Below are 24,130 nucleotides of genomic sequence, written 5' to 3'. Positions count from 1 at the left end.
GGCCCGTGTCACCGGGTGCCGGGTTCACCGGGGCCGGCGGGAAGGCCCGGGGGTGCTCACTGTCGGCGCAGTACTGTCAGCGCAGTTCGGTGCGCAGTTCGTGCGCGCCGTCCTCGCGGGTCAGCTCGTAGTACAACCGCTTGCCGCCGTCCGGGAGCTCCAGGACGTCCAGATAGCGAAGCCCGCCGTACGGTGACTCGGCCAGCGGCTTCTCGCCGACGGGCGTGAGCGTCGCGGGGTCGGTTCCTGTGGCCAGGCCCGTGCGCTCCTCGTAGTTCTCCTCGGCCGTCGCCCGCCCGTCGTAGGCGACGTGCAGCGTCCCCTCGTGGCGGACGACCGCGGTCACCCGGGCGCCCCGGGAGTCCCAGCAGCCGGGACGGCCGCTCAGCGCGGTGCCCTGCCACGTCCAGTCCAGCCCGTCGGGGCTGGTGGCGTAGTCGCTGACCATCTGGTCCTCCTCGCCCAGGTCGGTGAGCGGATGGCAGGAGGCCCACAGGTGCCACACGCCGTCGTGGCGGACGATCACCGGGTCCTTCACCCCGGTCTTGGGGTCGCCGGGCAGGACGACGCGCCGCGTGGAGGCGTCGAACCGCGCCGGGTCGTCCGCCTCGATCAGCTCGACCCGCCAGTGCTTGGAGTCGTAGGTGGCGCAGCTGATGTACAGCCGCCACGTACCTTCCGGCGTCCGGACGAGGGCGGGCCGTTCCAGGGACTCGGTGTCGACCTCCTCGCGGCCGAGGGTGTAGATCGTCTCGAAGCGCTCGCCGTCCAGGGATCGCGCGACGACGACGGCGTAGCCGCGTCCCTGGCCGATGGGGCGCCTGAGGCGGTAGGCGAGGTAGTAGGCGCCGTCGCTGAGGACGGCGCTCGGCGCGCCGGCCCAGTGGCCGGGCGCCTCCTCGGGCGGCGCCACAACGAGCACGGAGCGATCCGGCTGGGGGCGTGGCAGGACATCGGGGCCGTCGATCTGAGGGTCGTTCGTATTCATCGGCACGGCCAAACAATAGACAACATTCACCCGTGCTGGGGGAAGACGTGGCCGGTCAGAGGCTTGATCGCACCCCTGACGTCGGCCCGCCGCACCCCGGAATCAGGACGAAACCCGGTACCTGGGACGCGTCACCCGCGCGGGGGCCGCGGCGAGGCGGCGGGCGAACGAGTGGGGGACGCCGGGAGTTGCCGGGGCTCAGCCGACGGCCGTGCCGACCGCGACGCCGATCCCGTACGTGACGGCGGCCGCGGCCGCTCCCAGCAGGAGCTGCCTGGCCCCGCCGTACAGCGGTGAACGGCCGGTCAGCCGGGCCACCATGGCGCCGGTCCCCGCGAGGCCCGCGGCGGTGAGCAGCACGGCCGCGAGCACCGAGCCGAAGCCGAGCAGGAACGGCAGCAGGGGGACGAGCGCCCCGATCGCGAAGGCCAGGAACGACGACCCGGCGGCCACCCACGGCGAGGGCAGGTCGTCGGGGTCGACGCCGAGCTCCTCGCGCGCGTGCACCCGCCAGGCGACGTCCGCGTGGCGGTGGAGCTGGCGGGCGACCTCGCGGGCCAGCTCGGGAGTGAGCCCGCGCGTCTCGTAGAGCTGCGCCAGCTCGTCCTCCTCGGCCTGCGGGTTGCGGGCGATCTCGCGGCGCTCGACGTCGATCTCGGCCATGGTCATCTCCGACTGCGAGCGCACCGAGGTGTACTCGCCCGTGGCCATCGAGAAGGCGCCGGCGGCCAGGCCCGCGAGCCCCGTGATGGTGACGGCGGCGGTGCTCGCGCCTCCGCCCACCACGCCCGCGATCAGCGAGGCGTTCGACACCAGGCCGTCCATCACGCCGAACACGGCGGGACGGAGCCACCCGCCGGTCACGTCCCGGTGGCTGTGGTGCACCTCGGCGCGCATGGTAGTCATAACAGAACTGTACAAACCCCCAGCTTTTCTTGACGTACGGCGGGGTAAGCGGCCCGGGACTCAGTCATCGGCCGCGTCGTCCCGCGGCGCGGCGGCGGAACCGGCGGGCACCCGCCGCAGCAGCACGATCGCGAGGACGGCGGCCGAGGCCATCACGACCCCTCCCGCGGCCGCGGTCACGTTCATGCCCTGCGTGAACGCGTCCCTGGCCGCCTCCAGCAGCGCCGTCCCCGCCGGCCCGGGCAGCCGCGCGGCCTCGGCTGCGGCGCCGCCGAGCGTTTCCCCGGCCGAGCGCACCGCCTCGGGGGACAGGCCGGAGGCCAGGGAGCCGCCGGACAGCACGCCGGTCATCCGGCCGGCGTAGACGGCCGCGCCGACGCTGCCGAGCAGCGCCAGGCCGAGCGCGCCGCCGAGCTCGCTGCTGGTCTCCGACAGCGCGGCGGCGGCGCCCGCGCGCTCGGGCGGGGCCGCGGTGAGGATCATGTCGGCGGTGAGCGTGGCGGCCGTCAGGATCCCGGCGGCCAGTGCCGAGACGCCGAGGACGAACAGCCACAGCGGCGAGCCGGGGCGCAGGGTGGTGAACACCACGAACCCGGCGGTGGCGACGAGCAGCCCCATCCCCATGACGTGCCCGGGGCGGACGCGCCGCGCGAGGACCCCGGCGACGGTGATCCCCGCCGTGATCGCCGGCACCACGCTCAGCGACCACAGAGCCGCGGTGAACGGCCCCATGCCGAGCACGAGCTGCAGGTACTGGTTGCTGTACAGCGAGACCCCGATGAACCCGAACATCGCGACCACGTTCACGGTGAGGGACGCGCCGAACGCGCGCCGCCGGAACAGAGCCGGCTCGACCAGCGGGGCCGGATGCCTGCGCTGGCGGAGCAGGAACGCCGCGCCGAGGAGCAGCCCGGTGGCGGCGGCGAGCAGCGGGCCGGGCGCGGGCCCGTCCACGGCCGTCTCCTTGACGCCGTAGATGACGGCGACCACCGCGCCCAGCGACAGCGCCGCACCGAGCAGGTCGAACCCTGCGGCGGCCGGGGCGCGGAACTCCGGCAGCAGGATCGGTCCGAGCACGAGCAGCAGCGCGATAGGCGGCACGTTGACCAGGAACGCCGAGCCCCACCAGAAGTGGTCGAGCAGGAACCCGCCGACGATGGGCCCGATCACCGCGCCGCCGGTCATGCCGCCCGTCCAGATCGCGATCGCGGTCTTGCGCTGCCCGCCGTCGTGGAACATGTTGCGGATCAGCGCCATCGTCGAGGGCATCAGCGTCGCCCCCGCGAGGCCCAGCAGCGCGCGGGTCGCGATCAGGACCTCGGCGCTGCCGGAATAGGCCGCGACCACCGAGGCGGCGCCGAAGGCCGCGCCCCCGGCGAGCAGCAGCCTGCGCCGGCCGATCCTGTCGCCCAGCGCCCCCATCGTGATCAGCATCCCGGCCAGGACGAACCCGTAGACGTCCATGATCCAGAGCTGCTGCATGCCGCTCGGCGCCAGGTCGGCGCTGATGAACGGCAGCGCGAGGAACAGCACGCTGATGTCCATCGAGACGAGAAGGCAGGGCAGCACGAGCACCGCCAGGCCGATCCATTCCCTGCGTCCGGCCCGGCCCGTGGCCCCGGTGACGTCCGTTTGCGCCATGTCCCACTCTTTCGCTTTCGGTGCGGCGGATCGCCCGCACCGCAAGCCTCGGAGAGGGCGCTGACCACCGGCGCACCGGACGCTGACCGCCACCCCGGCCGGTTCCGCAGGTACAGGGCCACGAGCACCTGGAACCCGAACAGGGCGGACACCGGGGACTACTTGCGGGCCTGGCGTGGCCTCCGTACCGGCTTGTTTCACCGTCCCGCCCTCGGGGCGCGGGCCGATATGATGACATCGAGGTCCCAGCCGGGGCCGCGGCGGTGGGGCTCGCCGCCCTCCACGGAGGTGAACCGCGGTTCAGCCGCCAACGGTCCCTACCAGATGTGTCGTCACCATGCTGGTAGGAGGACTCATGATCGAGCCCCGCGTCATCACGGGCACCGAGGCCGGCGCGCCGGCGGCCCGCCCCCCGAGACCCCGGCCCTTCGCGCTGCCGGTGCCGCTCGCCGTCTCCGCCGGAGGCGTGCTTGGCGCGCTCGCCCGGTACGGCCTGTCGCTCGCGCTCCCGCACGCCCGCGGCGCCTTCCCGTGGGCGACCTTCCTGACCAACGTGTCGGGATGCCTGCTGATCGGCGTGCTCATGGTGCTGGCCGGGGAGGTGTGGGCCGGGCGCCGCCTGCTGAGGCCCTTTCTCGGCGTCGGCGTGCTCGGCGGCTACACCACCTTCTCGACCTCGGTCGTGGACGTCCACCAGGCGGTCGCCGCCGGTGCGCCCGGGACGGCGCTTGCCTACCTGGGAGCCACGGTGACCGGCGCGCTGGCCGGGGTGTGGGCGGGTTCGGCGCTCACCGCCCGCCTGCTCAGGACGCGGGGGAGGCGGCCATGAGGCGCGAGACGCCCGCAGTGCGCCTGACCGTCATCGTCGGCGAAAGCGACCAGTGGCGCCACCGTCCCCTCTACCACGAGATCGTCCACCGCGCCCACACGGCGGGGCTGGCCGGCGCCACCGTGACCCGCGGCATCGAGGGGTACGGGGCGCACAGCCGCATCCACACCACCCGCATCCTGTCGCTCTCGGAGGACCTGCCGGTTGTGATCGTCATCGTGGACGACGAGGAGAAGATCCGCGCCTTCCTCCCGGAGCTCGACGAGATCGTCGGCGAGGGCCTGGTCGTTCTCGACCCCGTCCTGGCGATCCGCTACCCGGGGGACGACGCCGGGGAGGCGCGGTGACAGTCCTGCTCGTCGCGCTGGGGGCGGCCGTCGGGGCGCCGCTGCGCTATCTGGTCGACCGGTTCGTCCAGGCGCGTCATGACTCGGTGTTCCCCTGGGGCACGCTGACCGTCAACGTGGCCGGGTCGTTCCTCGCGGGCCTGCTGGCGGGCCTCCCCACCGGCCAGGCCGTGACCGCGCTGGCCCTGACCGGCTTCTGCGGCGCGCTGACGACCTACTCGACGTTCGGCTACGAGACCCTGCGCCTGGCCTGGGACGGCTCCCGCCTCTACGCCGCGCTCAACGTCGCCGCGAGCCTGCTCGCCGGCCTAGGCGCCGCCTACGCCGGCCTCACCCTCGCGCGCGTCATCACCGGCTGACATCAGAACGTCCAAGCCTGGGGTCGGGGGAGCGCGAGACCGTCCACCCGCACTGAGAGACTGGCCGCCATGACCAAGCTCGACCAGTTCGCGGCCAGCCGTCCCCGGTTGCTAGGGCTGGCCTACCGCATGCTCGGCGAGGCGACCGAGGCCGAGGACGTCGTGCAGGACGCCTACCTGCGCTGGCGCGACAGCGTCGAGGTCGACGTGCCGGAGGCGTGGCTGACCAAGGTCGTCACCAACCTGTGCCTGAACCGGCTCACCTCCGCCCGCGCCCGGCGCGAGCGCTACGTCGGCACGTGGCTGCCCGAGCCGGTACTCACCGACGGCGGCGCCCTCGGCCCGCTGGAGACCGTGGAACAGCGCGAGTCCCTCGCGCTGGGCATGCTCCTGCTGCTGGAACGGCTCACCCCGCCGGAGCGGGCCGCCTTCGTCCTGCGCGAGGCGTTCGGGTACGGTCACCGCGAGATCGCCGAGTTCCTCGACGTAGAGGAGGCCCACGCCCGCCAGCTCTACCGCAGGGCCCGCGAGCACGTCGGCGACCCGCGCAGGCGCTTCACCGCGTCGCCCGAGGAGGCCACGAAGATCCTCGAACGCTTCGTGGCCGCCGCCTCCGAGGGCGACGTCGCCGGTCTGGAGCGGCTGCTCGCCGAGGACGTCGTCTCCTGGGCCGACGGCGGCGGCAGGGCCCCCGCGGCTTCCCGCCCGGTCGCCGGCCGCACGCGCGTGGCGCGCTTCTTCGGCGGCCTGGCCGCGCGCTTCCTGAGGGACGGCGTCGAGCTGGTGATCGGCATGGTCAACGGCGGCCCGGCGATGATCGTCCGCCAGCACGGGACGCTGATCGCCGTCACCGTCCCGGAGTTCGACGGCGCCCGGATGACCGCGCTTCGCACGATCACCAATCCCGACAAGCTCGCCCTCCTGGCGGCGCGGCTGGTGTGACGCGGTTCACAACGCCTCGTTGTCACGGATCCTCCCTCTCGCCGGTTCAAAGGGCGACGAAGGGAGAGAGGAAATGTCACCTCACATCGTGGTCCTGGGCGCGGGCTACTCCGGGCTGGTCGCCGCGAAGCTCGTCGCCGGGCACGGCGCCAGGGTCACCCTGGTGAACGCGCGGGACCGGTTCACCGAACGCGTTCGGCTGCACCAGCTCGCCGCGGGCGAGAACCTGCGCGACCTGCCCCTGAGGGACCTGCTCGCCGGCACCGCCGTGGACCTCGTCGTCGGCCGCGTGACCGGCATCGACGCCGGAGACCGCGCCGTGCGACTCGACGGCGGGGCCCCCGACATCCGGTACGACGTGCTGGTCTACGCCCTCGGCAGCCGCACCGACCTGGACACTGTGCCCGGCGCCGCCGAGCACGCCCACGCCGTCAGCGGCCCCGACCAGGCGGAACGCCTCAGGGGCCGCCTGGCCGAAGCCCGGGTCGCCGCCGTGGTCGGCGGCGGGCTGACCGGAATCGAGGCCGCCGCCGAGCTCGCCGAGGCGCACCCCGGGGTGAAGGTGCGGCTGGTGACGGGAGGCGCCCTCGGAGAGGGCCTGTCCGAGCGCGGCCGGCGGTACCTGTCGCGGGTGTTCACGCGGCTCAGCGTCGACGTCCGCGAGAACGCGCGGGTGAGCGAGGTCCGCGAGGACGGCCTGGTGCTGGCGGACGGTGAGCACGTCGCCGCCGACACCGTCGTCTGGACGACCGGGTTCCGCGTCCCCGCCCTGGCCCGCGAGGCCGGGTTCGCCGTGGACCGCCACGGCCGCGTGATCGTCGACGGCACCCTGCGCTCGGAGTCGCACCCGGAGGTGTACGCGGTCGGGGACGCGGCGGCGGCGCGCATGCCCGGCGGGCAGGAGCTGCGCATGGCGTGCGCGACCGGGATCCCCGCCGGGCACCGCGCCGCCCGGGCGATCGTCGACCGGCTCGCCGGCCGCGAGCCCCGGCCGCTGCGCTTCCGCTACTTGGGCCAGTGCGTCAGCCTCGGCCGCCACGACGGGCTCATCCAGTTCGTGCACGCCGACGACCGGCCCCGCGAGGCGGTGCTCACCGGCCGCGTGGCGGCCCTCTACAAGGAGGGCATCGTGCGCGGCACGATCCTCGCCATGCGCCGCCCGTCGCTCCTCGGCTCCTGAGCCCCCCGGCTGGGCGGCCCTGAGACCGGGCGCCTGCTGCGCGCCTGCGCGGACGTCACCCGCGAGGTGCTCGGCGAGCCCGGTGACCGGCTGCCGCACTGGGACCTGCACTACGACAACGTGCTCGCGCCCCTCGACGGGCGCGAGCCGTGGCCGGCCATCGACCCCAAGCCCTTGGCCGGGGACCCGGGGTTCGACCTGCCGCCCGCCCTGGACAACAGGTGGGACGACGCGGGCCGGCTACGCGGGGCGGGTCAGGCGCCGGCCGAGGCCGCCGTCCACGGCCAGGTCGGCGCCCGTGGTGAAGGTCGCGTCGAAGGCGAGGAACAGGACCGCCTTGGCGACCTCCTCGGAGGTGCCGTGCCGGCGCATCGGCGTGATCTGGTCGCCGAGCTTCTCGAAGGCGGCGCGTTCCTCGGGCGTGGCGTCGGCGGCGCCGAGGGTGGGCGTGCGGATGAAGCCGGGGCTGATCGTGTTGACGCGGACGCCGCGCGGCAGCAGTTCGGCCGCGAAGACCTGGGCGTACCCGCGCAGGGCGGCCTTCGTGCCCGTGTAGACGCTCATGCCCGGGTGGCCCGAGCCGACGGCGACGGAGGTGGTGAGCACGAAGGACCCGCCCTCCTTCACCAGCGGGGCCAGGCGGCGCACGGTGAAGTACGCGCCCTTGGCGTTGACGTCGTGCTGCCGGTCGTAGTCCTTCTCGGTGACGTCCTGCAGCGGCACCAGGGACGAGACGCCGGCGTTGACGAAGACCAGGTCCACCTGGCCGAGTCGCTCCTCGGTGTAGGCGCCGAGGGCGTCGATGTCGCCCAGGTCCGCGGTGTCGGAGCGCAGGACGTGCGCGCCGGGGCCGAGCTCCCGCCGGGCCGCCCGCAGGTTGTCCTCGTTGCGGCCGGTCACCAGCACCTCGGCCCCGCCGCCGGCGAGCGCCTTGGCGGTGGCGAGGCCGATGCCGATCGTGCCGCCGGTGATGACGGCCTTCCTGCCCGCGTACGTGGTCACGGAGACTCCTTGATCGTTTCAACGGGAGCGGGCGTGCGCGCTCCAGCTCGTGGCGTGTGGGCTCTCGCGAACGGAGCCGCGGCGGGTGGTCCCCGGCCGCCCGGCCGTCGCCTTGGTAAGCCTTGCCGCTCACGTTAGGATCGGCAAGTACTGACTATTTCGTGAGGTACTTACCTTTTCGTAAGTGAGGACGGCGGGCGCATGTCACGACAGCCCTACGTGTGCGGCCTGGACGCCGCCGTCGACATCATGGGCGGCAAGTGGAAGGCGCGCATCCTGTGGCGGCTCTCCCAGGGGGAGCTGCGCTTCGGGGAGCTGAGAAAACACATCTCCGGCATCAGCGAGAAGATGCTGATCCAGCAGCTCCGGGAGTTGGAGGCGCACGGCCTCGTCCACCGCGAGGTCTACCGTGAGGTCCCGCCGAGGGTCGAGTACTCGCTCACCGAGTTCGGCGCCTCGCTCAACGCCGCCCTGGAACCCCTCGGCGAATGGGGGCACACCCACATGGAGCGCATCGCGGCCGTCCGCGCGTCCGCGGACGAGAGCCCGGCCTAGGCGCGGGATCGCCTCCAAGCCTGGGCGCCCGGGGCCTCGGCGCGGTCAGGTCAGGCCGAAGGCGTCGGCGAGGGTGGTGGTCTCGGACTCCAGCAGCGTGCCCGGGTCGTGGCCCATGGTGGCGAACTGCCCGACGACCTCCAGGCTCACCACCCCGTGCACGCGCGTCCACGCCAGCACCGCGCCGGCCAGCGCCGCCCCCGCCGGGACGCCCGCGCCCGCTCCGGCGGTGTACCGCTCCACCCACCCCGCGACCCCCGGGTCGCCGCCCGCCCAGGTCTCCATCTGCCGGACGACCGGCAGCACCGCCTCCGACGGCCGCGCGTCCCGGAAGACGTCCACGAACGGCCCGAGTGCGTCGCGTGCCCGCAACAGCGTGTCCGGCGGCGCCGCGTACCCCGGCAGCGGCGAGCCCATGATCATCATGTAGCGGCGCGGCTCGGCGACGGCCCAGGCGCGGTAGGCGCGCGCCAGCGCGTGCAGCCGCTCGCGCGGGGAAAGATGCGCCGAGTCCTCCGCGGTCCGCGCGAGCGTCGTGGCCGCGTCGTCGTAGGCGTCGCGGATCAGCGCGCTCAGCAGGTCGTCCCTGCTGGCGAAGTAGCGGTACAGGGCGGGGCCGGAGAGGCCGAGCTCCTTGGCGATGCGCGTGAACGCGACGGCGTCCACACCCCCCTCGGCGAGCTGCCGCAGGGCGATCTGCTTGATCTCGCCGCGGGTCTGCTCGCGGTAGCGGGCCCGGGGTCCTCCCTCCGACGTCACCGCCGCCTCCCTCCGCCGGGCCGTCCGCGGCCCTGGCACGTGAGGAAATCTAGCAGTCGCGACGACCGATAACGGAGATGAGACGCCCTAAGGACGGGTGGCGGCATCGGAGGCGGGCGTCAGGGGCGCCGGGCGCCGGGCGAGCGCGCCGGCCAGCAGCAGCACCGCGACCATGAGCGTCGTCACCACGCCGAACGACACCGGCAGGCTGGTCTGGGCGGCGATGCCGCCGATCGCGCTCGGCGCGACGAACCCTGAGGTGTAGCTGATCGTCGCCACCCCGGCCACGCCCTCGCTCGGCGTCCGCGCGGCGTTCCCCGCCGCGGTGAACGCCAGCGGCACGACCACCGCCACGCCCACCCCGAGCATCATGAAACCGGTGATGGCCGGCAGCGGCGTGCGGGCGACCACCACGAGCACGCCTCCCACCGTCGCCAGCAGCCCGCTGATCCGCACGGTGAGCACGGGACCCAGGCGGCGGACCACCATGTCGCCGCACAGCCGCCCGGCCGCCATGGTGAACGCGAACGCCGTGTAGCTCGCCGCCGCCACGCCGGGGGAGGCACCCGTCACCTGCTTGAGGTAGACGGCGCACCAGTCCGCGCTGGCCGACTCGCCGAAGATGGCGCAGAAGCCGATGAGGCCGAAGACGAGGATCCGCCGGGACGGCAGGACGAAGTGCGCGGGCGCCTCCTCGTCCTCCTCCGGGCGGATGTCCAGCAGGTTGCGGCCGACCACGACGCCCACGACGAGCAGCAAGGCGGCCATGGCGGCCAGGTGGAGCCGCGCGTCGACCTCGAAGTGTGCGGCCAGCGCCCCGAGCCCTCCGCCCACCAGGCCGCCGACGCTCCACATGCCGTGCAGCCCCGACATGATCGAGCGTCCCAGCCGCTGCTCGGCCACGATGCCCTGCGCGTTCATCCCGACGTCGCACATGCCCGCCACCGCCCCGAACAGCAGCAGCGTCACCCACAGCGCGGCCAGGTTGGGGGCGAGCGCCGGGAACGCCAGGAGCAGGCACCACAGCGCGAGCAGCCAGCGAGTGGTAGGGCGGTTGCCGAACCGGTGGCTCATCCGGCCGGCCATCGGCATCGCGATGAGGGACCCGACCGCCGGGGCCAGCAGGGCGAGGCCGAGCTGGCCCGGACCGGCGTGGACGTGCTCCTGGATCCAGGGGATTCGGGTGGCGAAGGCGCCGCTGACCGCTCCGTGGATGGCGAAGGTCAGTGCGACGGCCACGCGGGCTCGTCCCAGCACGCGTGAGTCCACGGGGAGAACCTAACAGAATTCCCGATTTGGATCACTTGTAGTGGATCACCTGTTCGGGTGACGCCCCGACGTCATCGCGGGATCGGACGGCCTCGCGGCCGATGTACGCTCCGTTCCACCGAGATCCGTCCGGCGGGAGGTCTGGCGCATGGCCGAGGCGATGGGTGGGCAGATGGGGGCCGTCACCGCGCTGGTGCGCTCCTCCTTCCTGGTGAGCTCCGTGTACGCCGAGGCGGCCCGCGAGTACAAGCTGACCCCGCAGCAGGGGCAGTTGCTGTGCGTGCTGATGGCGCAGCCGTACGGCATGGGGGAGCTGAGCACGACGCTGCGGCTGGCCAAGTCCAGCCTCACCGAACTCGTCGACCGCACCACCATGCGCGGCCTGGTGCGCCGGGAGCCGGACCCTCGGGACGGCCGCGCGATCCGCGTGGTGCTCACCAAGCGGGGCGGCGAGCTGGCCGAGGCGTTCTACACCGCCGCCTGCCGGCGGGTCGACGCGCTCATGGAGGGCATGACCCCCGCCCAGCGCAACGCCCTCGCGGAGCTGCTCGGCCTGCTGGTGCGCCACAACAACGTGCCGATGGTCTTCATGGAGCCGGACGGGGGCGCCTGACCGCGCCCGGTCAGCGCCGGAGTGGGGTTGACTCTGCCACCATGGCGGCCCGGGTCAGCCCGGTTCGGCGGCCTGCGGGGTGGAGCGCCATTCCTCGCGGAGGAGGCCGTAGACCAGGTCGTCGGTCCACTCGCCCTTGAACCACATTTTCGCGCGGCGCAGCCCTTCGCGCCGGAAGCCGAGCCGCTCCAGCAGCCGCGCCGAGCGCAGGTTGCGGGCATCGCATTCGGCCGACACGCGGCGCACGCCGTGCTCGAACAGGTCCTCGATGACGCGCCGCACGGCCTCGGTGGCGTAGCCCTGTCCCTGGTGGGCGGCGGCGAGGGTGTAGCCGATGTCCGCCTGCATCCGGGTGTCGTGCAGCTTGACGCCGACGTCGCCGATCAGCACGCCGTCGCGTTCGACCGCGTACTGGAACCAGCCGGGTACCCGGGGGTCGCCCGCGGCGTAGATGGCGATCAGCGACCGGGCCCGATCGAGCGGCACGGGCGCGTCCCAGGACTGGTAGCGGGCCACGTCCGGATCGGAGCGGTAGGCGGAGAGGATCTCGGCGTCATCGGGGCGGAAATGTCGCAGGATCAGCCTGGAGGTCGACAGCAGCACTGAGCAAGTATGACCCCGATTCAGCCGATCGGCGTGCTCACATCCCGCAGGATCGCGGTGTGCGCGGAGCGCGGCGCGGCGGCCCAGCTCACCTGCGCGCCGGGCGGCATGGACGGCAGGTGGATCTCCGCCTGGGGGGCGCCGCTGAGGTTCAGCGCGTCCAGCACCAGCAGCGCGGCGCGTCCGAGCGCGGCGTTCCGGGTGACGGCCATGATCCAGCCGTTGCCCTCGCCGAGCCCCCGGGCCACGAAGACGGGCCGGTCGGCCGTCCAGCCCGGCGCCAGCTCCCTCACCTGGGCGCTGTCGGCCGCGAGGTCGTGCGCGGCGATGGCCCGGCCCCCCGCGGTGACGCCGAACAGCAAATGGTGCCGCCGGCCGGCCCTGCGCGCGTCCACCGTGGCCGCCGAGAGCCCGTCGACCAGGGGCCGCTCGGACGCCCGCCCGGTGGCCGGGTCGAGCGTCCAGCGGTGCACCGCCACGTGCGCCTCGTCCGCTCTCGCGCCGTTCATGCCGTCCGTGCCGTCCGTGCCGCCGACGTACGCTCGGTCGTGGCGCACGCCCTCGACGACCACGCGGCCGCCGTCGTCGTAGGCGTTCACCACCCGCGAGACGTGGCAGGCGTCGATCGCGAACCACAGCGGCGCCCCGCCCGGCCGCCGGGGCAGCAGGCCGAGACGCGCCGGGCGGTCCGGCCGCCACCGGTAGGGGAACCGGGCGCCCACCAGGGCGGTGGCGCGGTCGTGGACGACCGGCAGGTCGAACACCACGACGTACCGCTCGGTCAGCGCCACCGCGCTCATCAGCGGCGCCCCCTCCAGCGCGAGCGGGCGCGCGGCGCGGACCTCGCCCTCGGGGCCGAGGACGAGGTGGACGGCGTGGTCGTAGCCGGGGTAGGTGGCCACCGTGTGCCATTCGCCCGAGACGCGGTCCTCGACGGGCGGGGCGACGCTCGATCGTCCCGTCCCCTTCCACCCTTTCTCGGCCGTGGAGATCAGCATGGCGGGCGCGGGCGGCAGGGGAGGCATGTCCTCGCTGGAGGTGCGCAGCCGCCGGGCGGTGCCGCCGGAGAACCGGACGCCCGACAGTATGGCGTCGCCGCCGACCGGGTGCGGGGAGGCCTGCACGAAGGCGCCGTCCAGCTCGGCGGGGATGACGCCGTCGACGCGCAGCGGCTCGTCGTGCGGGAGCCGGGCGGGCGCCGCGGCGGGGACGAGCGGTACAGCGTGCTCCGTCACGGTCATGATCGGGCACCTCCTCGCTTAGTCTGAACCTGTAGGCATAACACCGTCATAACGCTGTTATGAAAAACAATAACGCCGTTATGTCATACTGTCAAGGTGAGCCGACGACGATCGAAACCCAAGACCCGCGCGGCCCTGGTCGACATCGCCGCGCGGCTGCTCGCCGACGAGGGGCCCGAGGCCCTGTCCGCCCGGCGCATCGCGTCCGAGGCCGGCAGTTCGACGATGGCCGTGTACACCAACTTCGGCGGCATGAGCGGCCTGGTCCGCGAGATGGTGTACGAAGGCTTCGCCCGCATGGAGAACTACTTCTCGCACGTCACCCCCACCGAAGACCCGGTGGCGGACATGGCGCTGTTCGGCCGGGCCTACCGTCACAACGCCCTCACCAACCCCCACCTGTACGCGGTCATGTTCGGCGGCGCGTCACTCGGCGGCTTCTCGCTGTCCGCGGAGGACCGCCAGTACGGCCGCTTCACGCTGAGCACGGTCGTCGAGTGCGCGACGCGCTGCATCGAGGCCGGCCGGTTCCGCACCGGCGACGCCGAGCTGGTCGCTCACCAGCTCTGGACGGCCATCCACGGCCTGGTCACTCTCGAACTGGGCGACTACCTGATCGAGCCGTGCGACGCCGACCGCGTCTTCGAAGCCCAGCTCACCTCGCTCATGATCGGCGTCGGCGACACCCTGGAGGCCGCCACCGGCTCCGTCGCCTCCTCCGAGGCCCGCCTCGCCACCGAGATCGAACCCGCCGAACCGGCCCCGCCCACGGAAAGACCCGCCAACGACCACGACCGCACCGCCTGACCTCGCCCCGTCCACCTGATGTGGCCCCCGCGGGCTTCTTTAAATTGCGCACTTTCGCCTGTAGCGGTTGGTTTCGCCCCTCTGGGTGCACAATTGCCGATGGCCTGGTCGGGTGAAGGATCGGAAAGAGGCTGATGTGACGCCTTCGCTCCCCGGTTCAGGTGGCGCGGGTGTCGTACGTCGCACGGTTGGCGAGCACGTCGTCCATGTGCATCTCGGCCCAAGTCTTGAGGCCGCGCATCATCTGGTGCAGTGAGAGACCGAGGTCGGTCAGCTCGTAGGAGACCGTGACAGGCACGGTAGGCGTCGCAGTGCGGGTGATCAGACCGTCACGCTCCAAGGAGCGCAGCGTCTGAGTGAGCATCTTCTGACTTACGCCGGCCAGCAGGCGGGACAACTCCGAGTAGCGCATCGACCGGGGCTCACCGGCGCAGTCGGCGCCGAACTGATGCGAGCCGTCGCTGCCCAGCGCGGCCAGGACCAACGTGACCCACTTGTCGGAGATGCGGGCGAGCAGCTTGTGGCTAGGACATACCGCCAGGAAAGCGTCATATTCCGCCTTGGTCTGTGCCCTCTTCTGAGCCGCCGTCATCGTTGCCACCAACCGCTCCTTCAACCATGGGTGCGTTACGCACTCGGAGGCAACGCCGAGGGACCCCAACCCGGATCGCTCGCTGAGCCGTTCGAGACCCTCGTCGAACTCCAGCAGCAGGGCCTGATCCGGCACCTAGGAGTGAGCACCGCGACGGCGGAACAGGTCGCCGAGGCACAGGCGATCGCGCCGATCGTGTGCGTGCAGAACATGTACAACCTCGCCCACCGCCACGACGACGAGCTGATCGACATGCTCGCCGAACAGGGCATCGCCTACGTGCCCTACTTCCCGCTCGGCGGCTTCAGCCCACCGCAGTCCTCGGCGCTCTCGAGCGTAGCCGCCCGGTTGGACGCGACGCCGATGTCCATCGCCCTGGCCTGGCTACTGCAGCGGTCGCCGAACATCCTGCTCATCCCCGGCACCTCGTCCACGGCGCACCTGCGCGAGAACATCGCCGGCGCGGGACTCTCGCTCTCCGACGAGGACCTTGCCGCGCTGGACAAGATCGGCCACTGACGAGGCATCCGCCGGCCCACTCCACGTAGCAGACGTGCCCGACACCCGTGGCGTCGGGTCGTCCCGGTGAGTCCTGCGCAGCCTCGCGTCGTTCTGCTCGTGGAGTGAGGGGCCGCGAGAAGGCTGCAGATTCGACAGGGGGCGCTGAGTTAGGGTTCCCGGCGGGGTGGATAGGCGGATCATCCGTGCATCCACCCCGCCATACTTCCTTGTCCTGGCAGAAGTGGGGAGATGTGGTGAAGTCGAGGTCGGCCAAAGCGCTCAGTGTCCTGGTCGCATGTTTACTGGCGCTGGCGTCATGGATGCTCGCCGCCAGGCAGGAGACCGCGAACGTACGGTCGGCCGGCGCCCCGTCCGATCCGGCCGCATCCCCTCGTATGGTCGGGGGTGGGGGCCCTGCGCCTCGCCCGAGATCGGGCCACGGTTCGGTCGGCTACAGCAATGCCCCAATCGACGCGTGCCCGTCATTCAATGGTTATACGATTTGCCGATTATATTTTGGCACATTCGATGCGAAGCGAAATGAAGCCGGTGTCGCCCGCGTCCCTCGCCCCGTGCTCATACCGAACCGGATTTCTCTCACACTTTCCCTTAAGGCCCATACGACCGGTCAGGGACATTGCGGTGATGCCCTTCAGCGTAAGTACTGTCACCATTCTATCGTCGCCCTGCGTTCCAAGGAATACCTGATGTTCGACCGAACGAGGGAGACCGACTGCGGACCCGTCCCGGGGGATCGCTATGCCAGCCCCTCCGCGACCGGCAAGGAGAGATACGTCGCAGTTGTGGTGCGCTACCTGGTTGAGTTCGACTTCTCCATAGACAGCGCCGGGAACTACGGGTGGGGATGGACCTGCAGGGTGGCGAAAGCGACACCGGTGACCGAGGCTGCGTCGACAGGCTGACATCTGTCGCGAACGCCGCAGGCCCGTATGGCTCGCGGTATCGCCCCGGCGCCCTCGGTTGCCGGGACGGCGAGCTTTGCGACGGCCCGTAAAAACCGCGAATCGCAGCCCTTCTCTGTCAAGTACACTAATTAGTGGATGCGAGATTGAAAAAGATCGGAATCGGTGCGCTCGGTGCGCTTCTCTCGATCGTCGTGGCGGCCATCTGTGTAGTGCTGCTGCTGAACTTCGTAGAATTCGACCACAAGAGCGGATCGGGGGAGTCCAAGGCGAACGATCCATGCAACGGAGTGGTCGTGGTAAACGTCGCCCGGGTAGGTTATGTTCTCAATCTCAATTACAAGTTCTGTCCATCCGGGACTGGACGAATCGATTCTCTGTCCACCTCAAATCCGTATCTGACGGATGGGCGCCATTGGGTGGTCAGCGGGTTTGCGAAGGCGAAGAGCTACGCGTACGACTATAAGGGGTTAGGGCATGAGACGGGCCAAGCCCTTGAGTCCAAGGTAGCCCTTGTGCGGGATCCTTCATCGCGAGAAGGTTCGGGGACTATGCGCCCGCGTGGTCCTTCGCCCAGCGAAGGGGCTTTACGGTGGTTACGCCTCTGGCCATCCACCGCTTCGAGGAGCCCTGGGCATGCTGCGAGGTGTGCAAGCCGCTGGTGGTCAAGCGGCAGCTCCACCTGATACTCCAGCGGGCCCAGCGCGGCATGGTCGAGGGCGAGCTGCTGGACCGCCCCGGTCGGCGGGCGCAGCGGGCCTTCCTCAAGAAGGTGTTTCAGACGGCCTTCGAGGTGGGCCTGAAGCCCCCCGTGCCTCTCAACGACAGCAGCGACAACGACAAGCAGGAGGCGGACGGCAGTGGCGAGTAAGAAGGTCGAGGAGCGGTCCCGGGCGATGACATCGTTCTCTGGGCCAGCCTCGGTGGCGAGATCACCGCACTGGTGAAGGAGGTCCGCCGTCTACGAGCAGATGGGAGTAGTCGAGCTGCTCCTGGACGAGATCGAGTGGGCCGAGTTGAGCGCGCCCATCGGCACGGACGTCGACATGGCGAGCTGACCCCCTGAAACGACGAAAGGCCCCCGGTCCGAAGGCGAAGACCGGGGGCTGGGCTCTCCTCTGAGAGCGGGCTACGAGAGTGCCACCCACGGGACGAAGCCCTGGTGAGCCCACCCAGAGGGGTCGAACACTGTGGGCGGCGTGGTGACGCCGCTCGGAGAGCTTGCGCTCCAGTACTGGCTGGGGTTGTTGGCGACCATGGAGTTCATGTGCCTCCCAGAGAGATTGGAGTTCGACAGCGGGTAGGTGTGCAGTACCCAGACGTACCTAACCTCGTCCGAGGCGGGGATAGGCGTGGCCAGGTTGATCGTCGCGAGGCCGTTGGTCTTGAAGAGGTTGGGGTCGTTCGCCGTTCGAGCGATCTCGTTGCCGTCGTCGTCGTAGACGATGAACAGTGCGTCGCCTGTAGCTGAGGCACTGCCTAGGGCGTGAACCGTGATGGAGTTCACAGGCATACCTGCCGGAACCCCGACGCGTACGGCATAGAACTTCGTAGCCATGGCGGTCGAGAGCATCGAGTCTGCCAGAATCTCGGCGTAGCTTCGCGCCTTGAAACCTTGCTCACCGAACTCCGCAGGGACGGGGTCCGTCTTCAGGTGAACGCCAGTGAAAGTAATTTCAGCCATATGGTCTCCTGCGTCTAGGGGATTATGGGGCCGCGGTTGATAAGGGTAATGCGGGTCGGGCACACCGCGCTGTTGAGCACCGTTCGGGTACCTCCGGTCACGTGGCCGTAGAACCGGACGGTCACCTGGCCGTTGACCAGGTCACCAGCCTTAACGGTGTAGTGCGCGGAAGCTCGCGGGCCCGAGTAGTTGCCCGTGGGTACGTACCAAGAGGAGATGCCTCCGGGAGCACGGGAAGTTCCGTCCCCGGTTGACCAGTAATTAGTGTCGGTACCCGCCACGTTGGTGGCGGCCTCGAACTGGACGTCCGACCCATCGGTGTGCGCCATCAGATCCGGGATGACCTCAAGCACGTCGCCCACAGCAGCGTTAAGGGTTAGGTCCGTACCGAGTTGCGTGAACGTGGTGGTGACCGTTACCGGGCCGCTGGTGATGAAGCCGGTGTCAACCATGCGGATGCCTGCGGCCCCGCCTGAGCCGGGCTCTCCGGATTCACCAGGCGGCCCCTGCGGGCCGACGAGGGAAGCCAGCCATTCGACCTCGGTACCGGAGAAGCCATGGGACACAGCGATCTGATACGCGCTCGCGCCATCTTCGCCATCTTCGCCATCTTCGCCGTCCTGGCCGTCCGCGCCGTTGGTGCCTCCGTGCCAGCGGCCCCGGGCGGTCCCTGGATTCCCTGGACGCCTTGCGGGCCTGGGGCCCCATCGGCTCCAGCCGGTCCGGATGCACCATCGGCACCTGCCGGACCCCATGGCCCTTCGAGTCCCTGAGGCCCACGGTCACCGGTCGGCCCTCGGTCGCCGGGCGCACCGGGTGCGCCGGCCGGACCCTTGAGGGATGCGAGCCATTCGGCTGGCGTCCCCGTGAAGCCGCCCTGCACGGCGATCTCGTAGGCGCTGTAGCCTCGATCGCCCTTCGAGCCTACGCCCACGCCAGCGGGCAGGTAGCCGACCTCTACGGCCTCAATCTCCTCGGGGAACTCGAAGCTGAGCGTCCCGTCGTTGGCAATCTCGATGACGTCACTCACCGGTCGTCACCTCCGCAGAGATGGCCACCGAGCCTTGGAGCAGACGGACGACGGTCCCGTCCTGGAGAACCACCTCCAGGTCGTAGACGCCCTGAAGGGTCGTCCAGGCCGAGGAAACGGCAGGCGGTATGTAGATCAGGATCGTGCCATCCACGCCACCAAGGGTGAGGCCACCGTTGACGGTGTCGAGCCGGTGCAGCAGCGTGCCCCGGCCGCCGTGCGAATCTCCATGCGGGCTGTAGCGCCGCTGAGACCCACGGGCTCGCCAGCGCGGAGCCAGCGGAGGACTCGGCGTACTGTCGCGCCCTGGTCAATCTTGAAGCGGTAGGTTCCCGCCACTCTCAGCCCTTCCTGTGAATGAAGAAAGACCCCCGCCGCGAAGGGCGAGGGTCGAGGTCTTTCTTCTTGCGCTACGGGGTCACGTGGAGAAGCCACCTCGCACTCACTGGACAAGAGGCCCGCTGAGTTGGGAGCAAGGGCCTTCTCTTGTGGCTACACTGATAGCCAACGCCCTTGGAGTGTGGGGGCGCCGTGTGCGGGCCGACTATTATGATCTTCTTGTAACTATTGGAAACACGTACGACCTATGGGTAGCGAAACGGCCCTAGCTACCTGGTGCTTGCCGCGATCGCGGCGAGAGCACCTATCCCGTAAGGGATCGAGGTTGGCGTGCGTTCCTATCCTGCTCCAGCCTCGATCTAGTGAACTCGGAACGAGGCAGGAAGTGTGAGCAGTCAGTTTCGCGCAACCCTCTGCGTGATCATCGACATTCTGTTTTCCCTGGTGATGGGCGAGATGGCGTTCATCGTCGCCCGAGAAGGCTTCAATTTGCCTGGGGATGTGTCCCTCGCATGGGGCGCCGCTACCTTCATCGGGATGGCCACGCTGACGACGTCATTGATGGCCGCACTCGGCGCATTCCAGCAGCATCTCAAGGCCCCACAGAGCACCCCCTGATTGCGGGGCCTACAGGTCACTCGGAGGTCTGGGACTCCGCGGTCTTGTCGTTGTGCAGGAAGGACACGATGGCCGTCAGCGCGGCCTGGCTGAGGGACAGGCCCAGCAGGGTCCAGTTGATCTCGGCGTCGACCTGGAGGGCGGTGAGCACCCCGCCCACGGAGATCAGGACGGAGGCCAGGACACCCTGGATACCGGTCCGCTTGGCGCGGTAGATGGCGTTCGCAACGTTGGTGATCTTCACGTCTCCTGCTTCCTCGTTGACTTCGATAAGGTGGTCGTCGAACTCGAAGGGGTCGTATATGGGCTGGTTCGCGGTGGAGTCCATGGGCGCGAACAGGTGGTCGTCCAACGTTCCTAAATTCACCACCGGCGGTGCGATCGAGTGCGTTACCGTCCACTTCGACGCACACGGCGACGGTACGTATCGCTGGAGCTGGACGGTATCCCCGTAGTTAGATTTCCGATCTTTGCCTGGGTGCGTTATCGCGGCGACGGCGGCATGTGCTGGCCTTGTTCGTTTCCTCATGGCCGCTCTTGAGACGCGGCCGGAAGTCGTGAGCCGGGTGAACGCGCCCGAGGGGGATCGGGACCTCCGGCTTCGCGCTGCTCTGAGGCCAGCGTGGCGAAGCCGGCCGCCGCTGGGCGGCCGGCACCCGAGTCAGCCGCAGGGTCTCCCCACTCTCTATGGGCCGGGGAGACTACCTCTGGGCTGATCCAGCGTGCCCGCGTGCGCGTCGGCTCGCGGTGGTCTCGCCTGCGTTCACGTTGATTCCGTTCGACTGCCGGAGGGGCGCCGCAGATCCCAGCGAGCCCAGACGGTCTTGCCTGGGGACTCCGGGAACGGGGTGACGCCCGACCGGTCGGCGAGGGCGTCGACGATCGTCAGCCCGCGACCATGTACGGCCTCGGCCCCGAGGTCGAGACGACGGGGAAGCCCCGGCCCGTGATCGGCCACCTCGATGACGAGCTCGCCACCCTCGTCCCGCAGCGAGACCCGCACGGGAGGCTCACCGTGGCTGATCGCGTTCGCGAGTAGCTCGGCCGCCGCCAGTACCACGTCGTCGGCCAAGGCGTGCAACGCCCAAAGACGCAGCACGTCGTGCATCATGTTGCGGGTCTTACCGACCATCGCGGGGTCCGGCGGGAGGTCCCAGCTCACGGTACGGGCGTCGTCATCGGCTCGGGCCACGGTGGCTCCTTGGGAGTGCGGGGACTGCGGGGGTGAGGGGGACGCGGGCCGCTCGGCCTCGCGCATCAGGTCTCGCAGCTCGTCGGTGGTGCGGGCCTTGACGAGCAGGGGTTTCGGGGCGGTCCAGGTGGCGACGGCGTAGAAGTGCCGCGCCCCGACGCCGTACCACACGCACCAGACGGGTTCGATCAGATCCACGTGCCGCGCCTCGGCCCGCTCGGCCGGATCCCACCGCCGCGGCTCGACGTGGATGGCAGGCCCACCTCGCCGATGCCGCCCCTGTCGGCGTATCGGTTCCTCGCGGCCCGTCATACCGCCGCCCTCGCTTTAAACGGCCTCAAGAATCGGCTGCCGGGCTCAGGTTCTCCCGTACCTGTGACGCTCACATGTCACCTCTTATTCGGACATAGCTGGCGATTTTTGGCGACCTTGGCAAGCGCTCATTGAATGATGGCGAGACGATTGCGGAGGGCCCCTCTGACTTTCTGGAACCGCTTCACAGAGTGCCTCTGACCGGCTACGTTGTGCATCGGAACCTGGATTACATCGCGGGACAGTTTGTGCTCTCCGTGTGCTCGCTGTGCTGGCGGTGTAGTGATTTCTCATCGGACGGAGTCGAGATGTCCGTACCCCCCGAGCCTGATCCGACCGTTAAGCCGCTCGTCATTCTGGGCGCCGAGATGCGCAAGCATCGAATAAGGGCTAATTTGTCCCAGCTACGTCTGGCGGGGATAATGCAGTTCAGTCAAAGCCTGGTCGGCTTCACCGAACGCGGCATGCGCACGCCGAGCCACAACTTCATGCAGCGCTACGACGACGCCGTCGGCGCGAGGGGCGAACTCGTCCGCCTGTGGGCACACCTCACACGCGGCGCGAGTCCCAGATGGTTCCGCAACTGGCTGGAGATCGAACAGGAGGCTCATGCTCTTCATGCTTGGGAGCCGCTGTACGTGCCGGGTCTTCTGCAAACCGAGGAGTACGCCACCCTGGTCATACGGGGAGAACCCGGTATAACCCTGGATCAGGTGGAAAAGGCCGTTACCGCGCGCATGGAGCGACAGGCAATCTTCGACCGTCCGGAGCCACCTATGCTGCGTGTGCTCCTGGACGAAGGGATTCTCTACCGTCCGATCGGCGACAAGCAGGTCATGCATTGCCAACTGCTGCGCCTGCTGGAAGCGGTAGAGTCCCCGCGGATCGGCATTCAGATCGTGCCTATGTCGCTGGGCGTTACCACGGGCCTTCTCGGTGGCTTCGCCATAGCCCAGCTATCGGGGAGTCCAGATAGGGTGTATATCGAATCCGCGACCCATGGGCACGTGTCGGATCGTCCGGAGGACGTCGAAGCGATCCACAGCAGATATGACGTTCTACGCGCTGCGGCGCAACCGCAACACGTGTCCCTTGAGCTGATCAGAGAGGCGGAGAAACTGTGGACCTGAACGATGAACTGAAGACCGCGGCCTGGCGTAAGGCGACGAAGAGTGGCTCCAACCAGGGCAACTGCCTGGAGGTAGCTCCGTTGTCCGGAGGGCGGGTCGGGCTGCGGGATACGGAGGCCCCTGAGAAGGCTCCGTTCGTGGTCAGCGCCAGTGTCTGGGACGCCTTCATCGACGGCGCGAAGAAGGGTGAGTTCGATTGCGACACGATGTCGCAGGAGGTGAGTGAACCGAGGCGTATGGAGGCCCCCTGATCAGGGGTTCCTCGGCTCCGAGCTAGTGCCTGGAGCCCGTCCCCACTCTGGCATGCGTCGCGGGTAACGGCGGGGTGTGGAGCGCAGAGGGAAAGCCCAAGGGGCCCGGTTCCATCCCGGGCCTACAGGCGAGGGGAAGACCGAAAGGGCGAACACCAGTGAACCCTCGAGAAATCGGGCATGTCCGGTTCGGAGGGGGGCCGTCGGAAAAGGACTCGCACACCACGGGCACCTTGCCGCGCGGCCCACCCTTTACGGAGTATGTCCGGTCAACGACCGTACAGACGCGCTTGCTGGCGGGTATGACCGGCCGGTGATGCGGGCGATGTGGGCGTCGCGTTCCGCCTCGGTCCTGGGGCGTCCGGCGATCCCGGGCCGTTGTTGCCACGGTTTCGGGCCCTGCGGCCGGCGGAACTCGATCCCCATGGCTTCCAGACGCAGCAGGTCAGTTCCCATGCGCTCGCGGAAACCGGGCAGGTCACGCAGGCAGGCCGGAGTCCACAGGACTTCCGCCATCGCCGCCAGGCGGGGAAGGCGAAATAGTCGACCACACGTCCGGAGTCCATGTACTCCGTCCAGATGTTGGCCTGGCCCCCGATCACATGGCCGGCTTCCTCGGGAGAAAGCTCCGCGGGCACGGGCTCGAAGGCGTAGGCGCGGTTGAGGTCAGGACGACGGACTGCGGTATCGGCTCGGTGTCCAGGTCGGATTGCCGGTAGTCGAGGTAGGCGTAGTTGCCGGGGCAACTGATCACATCGTGTCCCCGGCGGGCCGCGACGACGGCGCCGGACATGCCGCGCCAGGACAGGAGCGTCGCCCCGGCCGGCAGGTCGCCTTCGAGCAGGTCGTCCCAGCCGAGCATGCGGTGGCCGTGCCCGGCCAGGTGACGGCCGATGCGTCCCAGGAACCATCCCGGCAACCGGTCCACGCTGTCGAGCCCGAGTTCGGCGGCTCTGGCCCGCGAGGCTGGATCGTTGCGCCGGCGGGCCTTCGGGGCCTCGTCGCCGCCCACGCAGACATACGGTCACGCCGTGCACCGGCATGAAGTGCCGTGCGACGTCGAGCAGGACGCCGCGCCACGGAAACCGCGGCGCGGCGGTGATGGTGGTCGCGCCGATGACCCGCGAGGCGCACGTGGTCGGGGGTGACCCGCAGACGGTAGCACTCGGGGGCGAGATGGGCTCGAGTTCCAGCCGGTCGATCCGGACGCCGACTCGCGCAGGGGCAGCCCGGTCCCGACGCGCAGGGCGCCCTGTAACCACGCCAGGACTCCGTGCAGGGCGTCCGGCGCCGTCAGGCCGGTTTCCGTGGTGAGGACGAAGGCGCCGCAGGCCGGGACCACGGCGGCGGGCAAGGGGACGAGGCTCATGCGGCTTTCCTCACAGGTCGCGGAAGGGATTGACGGCAGCGCGCGGACGACGTCGCCCTTCGACGGTCATGCCGGGCGCATGGCATGAACGTGTTGCGGCCCGAACAGGCCGCGCACCATCACGGCCTGTTCGAGTGCTACCTCGTAG

The 24,130-nt window shown here is 70.0% G+C and carries 30 protein-coding genes and 1 pseudogene; 15 read left to right on the top strand and 16 right to left on the bottom strand.

Annotated elements, in window-relative coordinates:
* Positions 1 to 76: 76 nt before the first annotated feature.
* The 3 genes from AB0H21_RS26180 to AB0H21_RS26170 all read right to left on the bottom strand — a co-directional run bounded on the left by AB0H21_RS26180 (position 77) and on the right by AB0H21_RS26170 (position 3,535).
* A complete protein-coding gene (locus AB0H21_RS26180) occupies positions 77 to 988 on the bottom strand; it encodes a hypothetical protein (protein ID WP_358521367.1) in 912 nt (303 codons plus the stop codon).
* Positions 989 to 1,186: 198 nt separating this feature from the next.
* Positions 1,187 to 1,894: a VIT1/CCC1 transporter family protein gene (locus tag AB0H21_RS26175; RefSeq protein ID WP_358521305.1), complete on the bottom strand. Its 708-nt coding sequence runs from the start codon at positions 1,892 to 1,894 to the stop codon at positions 1,187 to 1,189.
* 60 nt (positions 1,895 to 1,954) lie between these two features.
* Complete coding sequence (locus AB0H21_RS26170; RefSeq protein WP_358521302.1) at positions 1,955 to 3,535, bottom strand: MFS transporter; 1,581 nt, start codon at positions 3,533 to 3,535, stop codon at positions 1,955 to 1,957.
* Between the two features lie 355 nt (positions 3,536 to 3,890).
* Here AB0H21_RS26170 and AB0H21_RS26165 point away from each other — a divergent pair, with 355 nt between their 5' ends.
* From AB0H21_RS26165 to AB0H21_RS26140, 6 genes and pseudogenes are all read left to right on the top strand, one after another.
* Positions 3,891 to 4,364 carry a CrcB family protein gene (locus AB0H21_RS26165; RefSeq protein ID WP_358521299.1) on the top strand — a complete coding sequence of 158 codons (474 nt, stop codon included), beginning with the start codon at positions 3,891 to 3,893 and terminating at the stop codon, positions 4,362 to 4,364.
* Positions 4,361 to 4,711, top strand: coding sequence for a DUF190 domain-containing protein (locus AB0H21_RS26160; RefSeq protein ID WP_358521296.1), 351 nt, complete (start codon positions 4,361 to 4,363; stop codon positions 4,709 to 4,711). Before AB0H21_RS26165 ends, AB0H21_RS26160 begins: the two co-directional genes overlap by 4 nt.
* Complete coding sequence (locus AB0H21_RS26155; protein ID WP_358521294.1) at positions 4,708 to 5,070, top strand: CrcB family protein; 363 nt, start codon at positions 4,708 to 4,710, stop codon at positions 5,068 to 5,070. The genes AB0H21_RS26160 and AB0H21_RS26155 overlap by 4 nt, the downstream gene beginning before the upstream one ends.
* A gap of 69 nt (positions 5,071 to 5,139) precedes the next feature.
* Positions 5,140 to 6,012 carry an RNA polymerase sigma-70 factor gene (locus AB0H21_RS26150; RefSeq protein ID WP_358521292.1) on the top strand — a complete coding sequence of 291 codons (873 nt, stop codon included), beginning with the start codon at positions 5,140 to 5,142 and terminating at the stop codon, positions 6,010 to 6,012.
* 73 nt (positions 6,013 to 6,085) lie between these two features.
* A complete protein-coding gene (locus AB0H21_RS26145) occupies positions 6,086 to 7,192 on the top strand; it encodes an FAD-dependent oxidoreductase (protein WP_358521289.1) in 1,107 nt (368 codons plus the stop codon).
* A 30-nt stretch (positions 7,193 to 7,222) separates the two neighbouring features.
* Positions 7,223 to 7,426: pseudogene (locus AB0H21_RS26140) on the top strand (aminoglycoside phosphotransferase family protein); the annotation flags it as partial.
* 6 nt (positions 7,427 to 7,432) lie between these two features.
* On the opposite strand, the gene AB0H21_RS26135 reads toward AB0H21_RS26140, so the two are convergent.
* Positions 7,433 to 8,194 carry an SDR family oxidoreductase gene (locus AB0H21_RS26135; RefSeq protein ID WP_358521287.1) on the bottom strand — a complete coding sequence of 254 codons (762 nt, stop codon included), beginning with the start codon at positions 8,192 to 8,194 and terminating at the stop codon, positions 7,433 to 7,435.
* A gap of 201 nt (positions 8,195 to 8,395) precedes the next feature.
* Here AB0H21_RS26135 and AB0H21_RS26130 point away from each other — a divergent pair, with 201 nt between their 5' ends.
* Positions 8,396 to 8,749 carry a helix-turn-helix domain-containing protein gene (locus AB0H21_RS26130; RefSeq protein WP_358521284.1) on the top strand — a complete coding sequence of 118 codons (354 nt, stop codon included), beginning with the start codon at positions 8,396 to 8,398 and terminating at the stop codon, positions 8,747 to 8,749.
* Between the two features lie 45 nt (positions 8,750 to 8,794).
* Here the strand turns inward: AB0H21_RS26130 and AB0H21_RS26125 are convergent, their stop codons facing one another.
* Entirely contained in the window at positions 8,795 to 9,508 is a 714-nt protein-coding gene (locus tag AB0H21_RS26125; protein ID WP_358521282.1) for a TetR/AcrR family transcriptional regulator, read from the bottom strand.
* A gap of 87 nt (positions 9,509 to 9,595) precedes the next feature.
* Positions 9,596 to 10,777 carry an MFS transporter gene (locus AB0H21_RS26120; RefSeq protein WP_358521280.1) on the bottom strand — a complete coding sequence of 394 codons (1,182 nt, stop codon included), beginning with the start codon at positions 10,775 to 10,777 and terminating at the stop codon, positions 9,596 to 9,598.
* Positions 10,778 to 10,925: 148 nt separating this feature from the next.
* Between AB0H21_RS26120 and AB0H21_RS26115 the strand changes: the two genes are divergently transcribed.
* Entirely contained in the window at positions 10,926 to 11,390 is a 465-nt protein-coding gene (locus AB0H21_RS26115; RefSeq protein WP_358521278.1) for a MarR family transcriptional regulator, read from the top strand.
* Between the two features lie 54 nt (positions 11,391 to 11,444).
* Here AB0H21_RS26115 and AB0H21_RS26110 read toward each other — a convergent pair whose 3' ends face one another.
* Positions 11,445 to 11,993 (bottom strand): GNAT family protein, encoded by a 549-nt coding sequence (locus tag AB0H21_RS26110; RefSeq protein WP_358521275.1) that lies wholly within the window; start codon positions 11,991 to 11,993, stop codon positions 11,445 to 11,447.
* A gap of 20 nt (positions 11,994 to 12,013) precedes the next feature.
* On the bottom strand, positions 12,014 to 13,234 hold the full coding sequence (locus AB0H21_RS26105) for a carotenoid oxygenase family protein (protein WP_358521272.1): 1,221 nt from the start codon (positions 13,232 to 13,234) through the stop codon (positions 12,014 to 12,016).
* 96 nt (positions 13,235 to 13,330) lie between these two features.
* Here AB0H21_RS26105 and AB0H21_RS26100 point away from each other — a divergent pair, with 96 nt between their 5' ends.
* A complete protein-coding gene (locus AB0H21_RS26100; RefSeq protein WP_358521269.1) occupies positions 13,331 to 14,041 on the top strand; it encodes a TetR/AcrR family transcriptional regulator in 711 nt (236 codons plus the stop codon).
* Between the two features lie 157 nt (positions 14,042 to 14,198).
* On the opposite strand, the gene AB0H21_RS26095 is transcribed toward AB0H21_RS26100, so the two are convergent.
* Positions 14,199 to 14,642, bottom strand: a complete 444-nt coding sequence (locus tag AB0H21_RS26095) for a helix-turn-helix domain-containing protein (protein WP_358521267.1) — start codon at positions 14,640 to 14,642, stop codon at positions 14,199 to 14,201.
* Between the two features lie 21 nt (positions 14,643 to 14,663).
* Between AB0H21_RS26095 and AB0H21_RS26090 the strand changes: the two genes are divergently transcribed.
* The 3 genes from AB0H21_RS26090 to AB0H21_RS26080 all read left to right on the top strand — a co-directional run bounded on the left by AB0H21_RS26090 (position 14,664) and on the right by AB0H21_RS26080 (position 16,928).
* On the top strand, positions 14,664 to 15,152 hold the full coding sequence (locus AB0H21_RS26090; protein WP_358521264.1) for an aldo/keto reductase: 489 nt from the start codon (positions 14,664 to 14,666) through the stop codon (positions 15,150 to 15,152).
* A gap of 689 nt (positions 15,153 to 15,841) precedes the next feature.
* Positions 15,842 to 16,057, top strand: coding sequence for a hypothetical protein (locus AB0H21_RS26085; RefSeq protein ID WP_358521262.1), 216 nt, complete (start codon positions 15,842 to 15,844; stop codon positions 16,055 to 16,057).
* Positions 16,058 to 16,649: 592 nt separating this feature from the next.
* Entirely contained in the window at positions 16,650 to 16,928 is a 279-nt protein-coding gene (locus tag AB0H21_RS26080; protein WP_358521260.1) for a hypothetical protein, read from the top strand.
* Between the two features lie 258 nt (positions 16,929 to 17,186).
* Here the strand turns inward: AB0H21_RS26080 and AB0H21_RS26075 are convergent, their stop codons facing one another.
* The 3 genes from AB0H21_RS26075 to AB0H21_RS26065 all read right to left on the bottom strand — a co-directional run bounded on the left by AB0H21_RS26075 (position 17,187) and on the right by AB0H21_RS26065 (position 18,925).
* Entirely contained in the window at positions 17,187 to 17,741 is a 555-nt protein-coding gene (locus AB0H21_RS26075) for a hypothetical protein (protein WP_358521258.1), read from the bottom strand.
* Between the two features lie 14 nt (positions 17,742 to 17,755).
* Positions 17,756 to 18,307: a hypothetical protein gene (locus AB0H21_RS26070; RefSeq protein ID WP_358521255.1), complete on the bottom strand. Its 552-nt coding sequence runs from the start codon at positions 18,305 to 18,307 to the stop codon at positions 17,756 to 17,758.
* Between the two features lie 456 nt (positions 18,308 to 18,763).
* On the bottom strand, positions 18,764 to 18,925 hold the full coding sequence (locus AB0H21_RS26065) for a hypothetical protein (RefSeq protein WP_358521253.1): 162 nt from the start codon (positions 18,923 to 18,925) through the stop codon (positions 18,764 to 18,766).
* A gap of 572 nt (positions 18,926 to 19,497) precedes the next feature.
* Here AB0H21_RS26065 and AB0H21_RS26060 point away from each other — a divergent pair.
* Positions 19,498 to 19,728, top strand: a complete 231-nt coding sequence (locus tag AB0H21_RS26060) for a hypothetical protein (RefSeq protein WP_358521250.1) — start codon at positions 19,498 to 19,500, stop codon at positions 19,726 to 19,728.
* Positions 19,729 to 19,744: 16 nt separating this feature from the next.
* On the opposite strand, the gene AB0H21_RS26055 is transcribed toward AB0H21_RS26060, so the two are convergent.
* Complete coding sequence (locus AB0H21_RS26055) at positions 19,745 to 20,098, bottom strand: hypothetical protein (protein WP_358521248.1); 354 nt, start codon at positions 20,096 to 20,098, stop codon at positions 19,745 to 19,747.
* Positions 20,099 to 20,491: 393 nt separating this feature from the next.
* Positions 20,492 to 21,118 (bottom strand): ATP-binding protein, encoded by a 627-nt coding sequence (locus AB0H21_RS26050; RefSeq protein ID WP_358521245.1) that lies wholly within the window; start codon positions 21,116 to 21,118, stop codon positions 20,492 to 20,494.
* A gap of 422 nt (positions 21,119 to 21,540) precedes the next feature.
* Between AB0H21_RS26050 and AB0H21_RS26045 the strand changes: the two genes are divergently transcribed.
* Together AB0H21_RS26045 and AB0H21_RS26040 are read left to right on the top strand one after the other, a co-directional pair.
* On the top strand, positions 21,541 to 22,362 hold the full coding sequence (locus tag AB0H21_RS26045; RefSeq protein ID WP_358521243.1) for a helix-turn-helix transcriptional regulator: 822 nt from the start codon (positions 21,541 to 21,543) through the stop codon (positions 22,360 to 22,362).
* Positions 22,353 to 22,613 carry a DUF397 domain-containing protein gene (locus AB0H21_RS26040; protein ID WP_358521240.1) on the top strand — a complete coding sequence of 87 codons (261 nt, stop codon included), beginning with the start codon at positions 22,353 to 22,355 and terminating at the stop codon, positions 22,611 to 22,613. Before AB0H21_RS26045 ends, AB0H21_RS26040 begins: the two co-directional genes overlap by 10 nt.
* 269 nt (positions 22,614 to 22,882) lie before the next feature.
* On the opposite strand, the gene AB0H21_RS26035 is transcribed toward AB0H21_RS26040, so the two are convergent.
* Together AB0H21_RS26035 and AB0H21_RS26030 are read right to left on the bottom strand one after the other, a co-directional pair.
* Positions 22,883 to 23,251 carry a hypothetical protein gene (locus tag AB0H21_RS26035; protein ID WP_358521238.1) on the bottom strand — a complete coding sequence of 123 codons (369 nt, stop codon included), beginning with the start codon at positions 23,249 to 23,251 and terminating at the stop codon, positions 22,883 to 22,885.
* Positions 23,212 to 23,625, bottom strand: coding sequence for a family 20 glycosylhydrolase (locus AB0H21_RS26030; protein ID WP_358521235.1), 414 nt, complete (start codon positions 23,623 to 23,625; stop codon positions 23,212 to 23,214). Before AB0H21_RS26030 ends, AB0H21_RS26035 begins: the two co-directional genes overlap by 40 nt.
* Between the last annotated feature and the right edge of the window lie 505 nt (positions 23,626 to 24,130).

Origin of the sequence: Sphaerisporangium sp. NPDC051011 (genome assembly GCF_040653595.1) — a bacterium.
In the GTDB taxonomy this organism is placed as follows: Bacteria; Actinomycetota; Actinomycetes; order Streptosporangiales; family Streptosporangiaceae; genus Sphaerisporangium.
Note: the sequence above shows the minus strand (reverse complement) of the source record. Positions and strands in the feature narration are given on the sequence as shown.